This is a genomic window from Streptomyces sp. H27-H5 (assembly GCF_026627505.1).
GTDB lineage: Bacteria > Actinomycetota > Actinomycetes > Streptomycetales > Streptomycetaceae > Streptomyces.
Window position 1 is genome coordinate 1 of the sequence record NZ_JAPNLK010000209.1, and the last position, 4,845, is coordinate 4,845.

Genomic DNA, 4,845 nt, shown 5'->3' on the forward strand with positions numbered 1-4,845 from the left:
ATCGAGGGTCTGGAGGCCGAGCACGGTCGTCTGACTGATGTGCTGCCGCTCTCGCCGCTCCAGCAGGGTCTGTTCTTCCACGCCGTCTACGACACCCAGGGCGAGGACGTCTACACCGTCCAACTCGTCCTCGACATCGAAGGACCGGTCGACCGGGCGGCACTGCGCGCCGCCGTACACACCCTGCTCACTCGACACGCCAACCTGCGTGCCGCCTTCCGCCACGAGGGCCTCGACACACCCGTCCAGGTCATCCCCACCGGCTTCGACCTCCCCTGGGAGGAAGTCGACCTGACCCGCCTCTCGGCCGACGAGCGAGATGCCGCGGCCGACCGGATCGTGGCCGAGGACCGGATCCGTCGCTTCGATCTGGCCCGACCCCCGCTGATGCGCTTCACCCTGGCCTCCACCGCGGCCGACCGGCACCGGCTCATCGTCAGCCACCACCACCTGCTCCTCGACGGCTGGTCCATGCCGGTCTTCCTCGGCGAGCTCTTCTCCCTCTACGCACAGCACGGCGACTCCTCCGCGTTGCCCCGCGTCACCCCGTACCGCGACTACCTCGCCTGGGTGGCCGACCAGGACCACACCGCCGCCGAGAACGCCTGGCGCCAAGTACTCGACGGCCTGGACGAACCCACCCTGGTCGCCGCACCCGACCCGTCCCGGGCGCCGGTGCTCCCCGTGCGCACCCGACTGGAACTCCCGGAGGCGCGGACGGCCGAGCTGGCCCGCTGGGCGCGCGAACGCGGCGTCACCGTCAACACCGTGGTGCAGGCCGCGTGGGCGATCGTCGTGGGCCGGCTCACCGGCCGTGAGGACGTGGTCTTCGGAGGCACCGTCTCCGGCCGCCCGCCCCAGGTCCCCGGCATCGAGTCGATGGTCGGCCTGTTCATCAACACCCTCCCCGTCCGCGTCACCCTCGACCCCGCCGAAACCCTGGGCGCCCTCCTGGAACGACTCCAGGCCCAACAGGCCTCCCTCATGGACCACCAGTACCTGCCGCTCGCCGACATCCAGCGCGGCGCCGGCCTCGGCGAACTCTTCGACACCCTGGTCGTCTTCGAGAACTACCCGCTCGACGCCGACGAGCTGCGCGGCGCCGCGGGCGGACTCGGCGTCGTCGGCGGCGACAACCACGAGAGCACGCACTATCCGCTCAGCCTTACCGTGAGCATGGGGCGCTCCCTCGGCCTCGATCTCGCCCACCGCCCCGACCTGCTCGACCAGAGCCGTGTCGACGCCCTGGCCGCCACCTTGGTGCGGCTGCTCGCTGAGAGCGCGGGACACGCCGGCGTACCCGTCGGGCGACTGCGCCCGACGGTCGCCGCCGACGAGGAACGCGTGCTCGGATCCTGGGCGGGCCGGGCCGCGGCCGAACCCGGCGCGGAGACCCTGACCGCGCGGTTCGCCCGGCAGGCGGTCGAGACTCCCGGGGCCACGGCGGTGATCTGCGGCGCGACCCGGCTCTCGTACGCCGAACTCGAAGCCCGCTCCAACCGGCTCGCCCGGCTGCTGGAGGCCCGCGGCGCGGGCCCCGAACGCTACGTGGCCGTCGCTCTGCCCCGCTCCGCCGAGCTGCTCGTCGCCCTCCTCGCGGTGCTCAAGTCCGGCGCCGCCTATGTGCCGCTGGATCCGGAGCACCCGAGCGACCGCCTGGGCTACGTCCTCGCCGACGCCCGCCCCTCGCTGCTGCTCACCACAACCGCCACGGCGGCCACCCTGCCCGGCCTCGACACCGAGACGCTGCTGCTCGACGACCCCCGGACGGAGGCCTCCCTCGCCGAGCACTCCGCCGAAGGGCCGGTGCGCGAACCGGCCGACGGCCGGACGCCCGCGTACGCCATCTACACCTCGGGCTCGACCGGACGCCCCAAGGGCGTGGTGATCCCCCGTGCGGCGCTGGACAACTTCCTGACCGACATGGCCGACCGGGTGCCGATGGACGCCACGGACCGGCTCATCGCCGTCACCACCGTGTCCTTCGACATCGCCGCCCTGGAGCTGTACCTCCCGCTCCTGGCAGGCGCCGGCGTCGTCGTGGCCGGCAAGGACGAGGTCCTCGACCCCGACGCGCTCGCCGCGCTGATCACCGAGCACCGGGGCACCGTCCTCCAGGCCACCCCCTCCCTGTGGCAGACCCTGACCGGCCAGGTGCCGCAAGCCCTGGCCGGGCTGCGGATGCTCGTCGGAGGCGAGGCCGTACCGGGCGTGCTCGCCGAGGCCATGGTCGCCGCGGGCCGGTCGGTGCTCAACGTCTACGGGCCGACGGAGACGACCATCTGGTCGACCACCGCCGAACTCGACGGCACCGCCGCCGTCCCCTCCATCGGCCGCCCGATCCTCAACACCCGCGTCTACGTCCTGGACGGCGCGCTGCGGCCGGTGGCGCCGGGTGTGCCGGGGGAGTTGTACCTCGCGGGTGCGGGTCTGGCCCGCGGCTACCTGGGCCGTCCCGGGTTGACGGCGGAGCGTTTCGTCGCCGATCCGCACGGGGAGCCGGGCACGCGCATGTACCGCACCGGAGACCTCGTGCGCTGGAGTGCCGACGGGCAGATCGAGTACCTGGGGCGCACCGACTTCCAGGTCAAGGTGCGCGGCTTCCGCATCGAACTCGGCGAGATCGAATCCGTGCTCGCCCGGCATCCCGACGTCGCGCAGGTCGCCGTCCTGGTCCGCGAGGACCGGCCCGGCAGCAAACTGCTCGTCGGGTACGTCGTCCCGCGCACCGCGTCCGCGGACGCCGCCGCACTGCGCGCGCACGTCGCCGCCGCCCTGCCCGAGTACATGGTCCCGGCCGCCTTCGTCACCCTGGCCGCGCTGCCCCTCAACACGAACGGCAAGCTCGACCGCAAGGCGCTGCCCGCCCCCGACTTCACCGACCGCCCGGCCGGCCGGGCCCCCGCCAACCCGCGCGAGAAGCTCCTCGCGGAACTGTTCGCGGAAGTCCTCGGGCTCCCCGAGGTCGGCGCCGAGGACAGCTTCTTCACCCTCGGCGGCGACAGCATCACCTCCGTCCGACTGGTGGGCCGCGCCCGCCTGGCCGGCCTGGTGCTGACCCCCCGCGAGGTGTTCGCGCACAAGACGGTCGAGGCACTGGCCGCGGCCCTCCCGCAGACCCCGGCCGAGCTGTTCCTCGCCCCCGACCCGGACGGCGCGGACCCCGCCATCGGGGCCCTGCCGGCCACCCCGATCATCCGCTGGCTGCGGGAACTGGGCGGCCGCATGGACGGGTTCAACCAGTCCGTGGTGACCCCCGTCCCTGGGGACCTCACCGAGGAGGTCCTCGACGCCGTGCTCCAGGCCGTCCTGGACCACCACGACGCCCTGCGCGCCCGCCTGGTGCGCACCGCCGGCGACTGGACCCTGCACGTACCGCCGAAGGGCGCACTGCGCGCCGGCGAGGTCATCCACCGCATCGACGTCGCCGGCCTCGGCGACGCGGAACTCGCGGCCCGCGTCGACACGGAGGGCCGTGCCGCCCAGGACCGGCTCAGCCCCGATGCCGGACTGATGGTCCAGGCCGTCTGGTTCGACGCCGGCCCCGACGCACCCGGCAGGCTGCTGCTCGTCGTCCACCACCTGGTGGTCGACGGGGTGTCCTGGCGGATCCTGATGCCCGACCTCATGGCCGCCCACGAAGCGGTCACCACCGGCCGGGAACCCGTGCTCGAACCGGTCTGGACGTCCTTCCGCGAGTGGGCCCGCGGCCTCGCCCGGGCGGCGCTCGCCCCCGAACGGGCCACCGAACTGCCCGTGTGGACCGGCATGCTGAGCGGCTACCAGGAACCCCCGCTCGGCACCCGGGCACTCGACCCGGTGCAGGACGTCGCCGAGACGGCACGCCGGCTCAGCCTGACCCTGCCCGCCGACGTGACCGGCCCCCTCCTCACCACCGTGCCCACCGTGTTCGGCACCGGCGTCAACGAGGTGCTGCTCACCGCGTTCGCGCTCGCCGTCACCGACTGGGACCGGGGCCGGGGCCGGCAGCGCGCCGACGGGATCCTGCTCGACCTGGAAGGCCACGGCCGCGAGGAGCTCCTCGCCGGCGTCCGACCCGACGCCGACATCTCCCGCACCGTCGGCTGGTTCACCAGCCTCTTCCCGGTCAGGCTCGACCCCGGCGTGCCCGACGGCGACTGGGACGAAGTCCACGCCGCCGGCCCCGCCGTCGGCCGGGCCCTGGCCCGCGTGGCCGGTCAGCTCGCCCAACTGCCCGACAACGGAGCCGGCTACGGCTTGCTGCGCCACCTCAACCCGGAGACGGCCGACGTGCTCGGCGCCCTCCCGGTGCCGCAGCTCGGCTTCAACTACCTCGGCCGGTTCGGCGCCGGCGGGGACGACGACAACGACAACGGGGACGGCGGTCTCGGCGGCAGCGACGCCGCGATGCCCGCCGCGCACGCCCTGGAACTGAACTCCCTGGCCCAGGACCGGCCCGACGGCCCGCACCTGGTCGCCTCCTGGAGTTGGCCCGCCGGGCTGTTCACCGAAGCCGAGGTGAACACCCTCGCCGAGGGCTGGTTCCGGGCCCTGCGCGCCCTGGTGGCCCACGCCGCCGACCCCGCGACCCGGGCAGTGGACCCGGTGGCGCCCCGATCCGCGTCCGCGGAACCCGCGCCGCTGCTCGATCTGGACCAGGACGAGATCGACGCGTTCGAAGAAGACTTCGAGTTCTGAGTGGAGACAAGCGAAATGACCAGGTCGAAGCCGCGGCTCGTGAAGTCGGCCCGGAGCGCGGTTCCGGCCTTTCGGCCGGTCCGTTTCTCCGGACCGCTTCCCGCACCCGCCGTGCGCCTCTCAACGCAACGGGCGCTCCACAAGTCCCTCGGATTCCTTGAGGAT

The 4,845-nt window shown here is 73.6% G+C and carries 1 protein-coding gene; it reads left to right on the plus strand.

Features of this window, described 5'->3' with window-relative positions:
* Nucleotides 1–4,680, plus strand: a 4,680-nt coding sequence (locus OTB19_RS41540; RefSeq protein WP_267804054.1) for a non-ribosomal peptide synthetase, incomplete at its 5' end; no start/stop codon positions are given.
* Between the last annotated feature and the right edge of the window lie 165 nt (nucleotides 4,681–4,845).